Consider the following 4,043-nt stretch of genomic DNA (forward strand, 5'->3'; position numbering starts at 1 on the left):
CGCAATGGACCATCACCTACGCCAATCGCGCCGCCGAAAAGCTGCTGGCCGTGCAGCGCGCCGATCTGCTGGGCGGCCATTTCTGGACACTGTATCCGGCGCTCGATGACAAGGTGTATGCCGTCGCCGTGCGTGGTGCGATGGATGAGCGCACCGCCGCCGTGTTCGATTACTACTACGAGCCCTGGAGTCGCGGGTTCGAGGTCTCGGTCTATCCGACGACGCCGGGCGGCATCAGCATCTACTTACGCGACGCCACCGAGCGCAAGCAGACCTTGATGGCACTGCATGAGGCCGATCGCCGCAAGGACGAGTTCCTGGCCACTCTCGCCCACGAGCTGCGCAACCCGCTGTCGCCGATCCGCAACGCGGCGGAAGTGCTGTCGCTGCCCAGCATCGGCAGCCGCGAAATCACCGTCAGCACTTCGATCATCCAGCGCCAGGTGCAGCACATGGCGCGGCTGCTCGACGATCTGCTGGACATCTCCCGGATCACCCGCGGCAAGATGGAACTGAAGAAAGACCATGTCTCGATCGACAGCGTGATCGAGGCTGCGCTGGAAAGCGCCGGCCCACTGGTCAAGAGCCGCGGCCATCGCCTCGACGTGCAGCGCGCGCGCTTCGATCAGGGCATCGACGGTGATCCGGTTCGCCTTTCGCAAGTGCTGACCAATCTGCTGACCAATGCCGCGAAGTACACCGATGCGCCGGGCCGTATCAGCTTGTCGGCGAGCGTCAGCGGCAACGATCTGGTCTTCGAGGTTCGCGATTCCGGCATCGGCCTGAGCCCGGAACAGCTCGGCGGCGTGTTCGACATGTTCTCGCAGGTGCAGTCCGCGAAAAGCCGTTCGGAAGGTGGCCTGGGCATCGGCCTGACCCTGGTCAAGGGCATCGTCGAACTCCATGGCGGCAGCATCGAAGCGACCAGCCCCGGCCTGGGCCACGGCAGCAGCTTCCGCGTCTGTCTGCCGATCGTGCGCAATACCGCGATCGCCGCGCAGACGGAGGAATCACCGTCCCTGGCACCGGCTGCGCAAGCGCTGAGAGTGCTGATTGCCGATGACAATCGCGACGCCGCCGAGTCACTGGCGATCCTGCTGGAGATCGACGGCCACGAGGTACGCACGGCGTTCACCGGCCGTGAAGCGATTGCCTTGGCGCAGGAACTGAAACCGCACATCGCCTTCCTCGACATCGGCCTGCCGGACATCTCCGGCTACGAAGTGGCCCGGGCGCTGCGGGAAACCGCCGCAGGCAGCCACCCGATCAAGCTGGTCGCGGTAACCGGCTGGGGCCAGGCCGAGGACAAGCAGAACGCAGTCAATGCCGGCTTCGATCTGCACTTCGTCAAGCCGGCCAGTCCGGATCGGCTGAAGAGTGTGTTCGAGAGTCTGGTGCCTTAAGCAGGGGAAAAAACGCCGTCATGCCCGCGCAGGCGGGCATCCAGTTCTGATGCGGTGCGCTACGGCAAAACTGGATCCCCGCCGTCGCGGGGATGACGAAACCAAAAAAAAGGCCGCCGGCAGAAATGCCGGCGGCCTTTTGATGCGCCTCTGCTGCTGCGCCTGCTCAGGCCGTCGCCGCTTCCTCCAGCGTCTCGAGCACTTCGCCGTGCTGACCGTTGCTGGTCGCGGAATCGGCGATCACGTCGTGGACGAAGCGGAGCTTCTCGATCACCGGCGGCGTCAGCACGAACGGATAGGCGTCGGCGTGGCCCAGGCTGCGATTGAGGCTGTTCAGCGCGTAGGTCAGCGCGATCCAGCGATCAATCATCAGATCGAAGCCGCTGGCGCCCGGCTGATCTTCATCGATCAGCGTCAGCGCCGGCTCGTTGGGCCGTGCCGGCATCAGCGCGAAGCCGCAGGCCGCCGCGGTTTCCAGGGTGTCGACGATATGGAGGTAGTGCGCCCAGGTTTCGGCCCAGTCTTCCCAGGGATGCATGGTCGCGTAAGAGCTGACGAAGTTGTTCGGCCAGTCTGCCGGCGCGCCATTCTCGTAGTGCCGCTTAAGCGCCTCTTCGTAGTCTTCGCGCTCGTCGCCGAACATCGCGCGGCAGGGCTCGCTCCACTTCGATTCCTGAACCAGCAGATCCCAGTAGTAGTGGCCGACCTCGTGCCGGAAGTGGCCAATCAGCGTGCGATACGGTTCGTTGAGCTTCTGGCGGCGGCGCTCGCGCTCGGCATCATCGGCTTCGGCGAGATTCATGGTGATCACGCCTTCGTCGTGGCCGGTGAGCACCGGCTCGCCGCCTTCGGCACTGAGATCAACCTTGAACTCGTAGACCAGCCCGCGCACCGCATCGATGTCCTTGCCGAACACCGGCAGGCCGAGGCTCATCAAGGTGAAGATCAAACGGCGCTTGGCGGTCTCCATCTTCTGCAGCAACTGCAGATTGCCGGACACGGAGAGATCCGGAATGGTGCGGGTCAGGCGGCAGGATTCGCAGTACTCGTGCGGATCATCGGCGGCCAGCACCCAGTTGCAGATCTCGTGATCGATGGCGTTCTTGCACGGGCGGAAAATCTGGCCGCTCGTTTTCTCGTCGCCGCTGGTGAAAAGGCCCGCCTCGGCACTCTGATCGTCTGGCCGCAGCGTGCAGACATCGAGCACGGCGGGGACGAAAGCCAGGACTTCGCTGCAGGTCATGCAGCGGACGTTTTCGAAGAAGGCCAGCGCATCGCAGGCATCGCAGTGGAAAGTTTTCATGGTGTTTGTTGTCGCTGGGTTGAGTGATGCCGTTATTGAGAGCGTTGCTGATTGAGTCGGTCGAACGAGAACAGCGCCGCCAGCGGATGCGACTCGCGGCGAATCAGCTTGGTGATCAGCCCGGCACCGGCCGCACTGAAGGTGATGCCGTTGCCGCCATAGGCCATGGCGAACTGCACGCGCGGGCCGTGCTGCGGATGCGGACCGAAGAACGGCAGACCGTCTTCGGTTTCGGCAAAGGTGCCGGCCCAGGCGAACGCCGGTTGCAGCGGCAGATCCGGGAACAGCTTGGCCACCCGCTTGCGCAGGATGCGGGCCTTGCGGTCGACGCTGGCATCGCGCCGCAAGGGGATATCGATGTCGTCATCTTCGCCGCCGATCAGCAGACGGCCGTCACCGGTGGAACGCATGTACAGATACGGCCGTGCCGATTCCCAGACCATCGTCTTGGCCAAAGGGCCAAGCGCTTCGCTATCGATGGGATCGGTGATGAACGCATAGCTGCTGCGGTTCCTGGCGACGCGGGTATCGAGATACTGCTGTGAGGCATAGCCGGACGCGAACACCAGATGCCCGGCCTTGATGGTGATGCCGTCGGCCGTGCGCGCAACCACACCCCGAGTGCTGGCCTCGAAGGACTCCAGGCGAGTGCGATCGAAGATCGAGACGCCGCGCTTTTCCAGCTGCATCAGCAGGCGATAGGTGAGCCGGTAGGGATCGATGCGGCCAGCCAGTTCGCTGAAGATCGCCATCGCCGACGAAAATCCGTACTGCTCACGTATCTCGCCGCGCTTGAGCAGGCTCACCGCAAAGCCATGACGCCGACGCAGCTCGTATTCCGCGTTCAGGCGGCCGACGTGAAACAGGCTGCTGGCGAAGTAGAGGCTGTGCATGCGGGCGAAATCGACATCGCGAACAACGCCTGCCAGCTCCTGCAATTGCGGGATCGCATCGGCGCAGGCGCGATAGGCGAGCACGGCGTTGTCTTCGCCATACCGCTCGGCCAGCTCGGTCATGTGGGTGTCGATCTCGTACTGCAGCAGCGCGGTGCTGGCGGCACTGCTGCCCCAGCCGATATCGCGCTGCTCGATGACCACCACGGACTGACCATCGTCAGCCAGCGACTGTGCGATCAGAGCGGCAGTGATGCCACCGCCCACGACCAGCACATCGCAGCGGGTATCGGCCGTCAACGCTGGAAACGACTTCATCAGGCCGTTCTTGACTGCCCAGAATGGGTAGCCGCTTTTAAGATCCATGGCCATGAAGTCTCTGACTTTGTTAAATGACGATCCCTGTAAATCTCGTCATGCCCGCGCAGGCGGGCATCCAGTTCC

At 63.5% G+C, this 4,043-nt stretch carries 3 protein-coding genes; 1 reads left to right on the plus strand and 2 read right to left on the minus strand.

Features of this window, described 5'->3' with window-relative positions; translation table 11 throughout:
• The coding region (locus QZY06_RS16220) for an ATP-binding protein (RefSeq protein ID WP_295686105.1) at positions 1-1,403 on the plus strand (1,403 nt) is incomplete at its 5' end.
• Positions 1,404-1,569: 166 nt separating this feature from the next.
• On the opposite strand, the gene QZY06_RS16225 is transcribed toward QZY06_RS16220, so the two are convergent.
• On the minus strand, positions 1,570-2,706 hold the full coding sequence (locus QZY06_RS16225) for a putative zinc-binding metallopeptidase (protein WP_295686106.1): 1,137 nt from the start codon (positions 2,704-2,706) through the stop codon (positions 1,570-1,572).
• A 32-nt stretch (positions 2,707-2,738) separates the two neighbouring features.
• Positions 2,739-3,965, minus strand: a complete 1,227-nt coding sequence (locus QZY06_RS16230; protein WP_367275662.1) for an NAD(P)/FAD-dependent oxidoreductase — start codon at positions 3,963-3,965, stop codon at positions 2,739-2,741.
• Positions 3,966-4,043 lie beyond the last annotated feature (78 nt).

Origin of the sequence: uncultured Nevskia sp. (genome assembly GCF_903885465.1) — a bacterium.
GTDB lineage: Bacteria > Pseudomonadota > Gammaproteobacteria > Nevskiales > Nevskiaceae > Nevskia.

Excerpts from the sequence above, each read along its gene's own strand:
- QZY06_RS16225 (WP_295686106.1), bottom strand. The coding sequence starts at position 2,706 with ATGAAAACTTTCCACTGCGATGCCTGCGATGCGCTGGCCTTCTTCGAA.
- QZY06_RS16230 (WP_367275662.1), bottom strand. The coding sequence starts at position 3,965 with ATGGATCTTAAAAGCGGCTACCCATTCTGGGCAGTCAAGAACGGCCTG.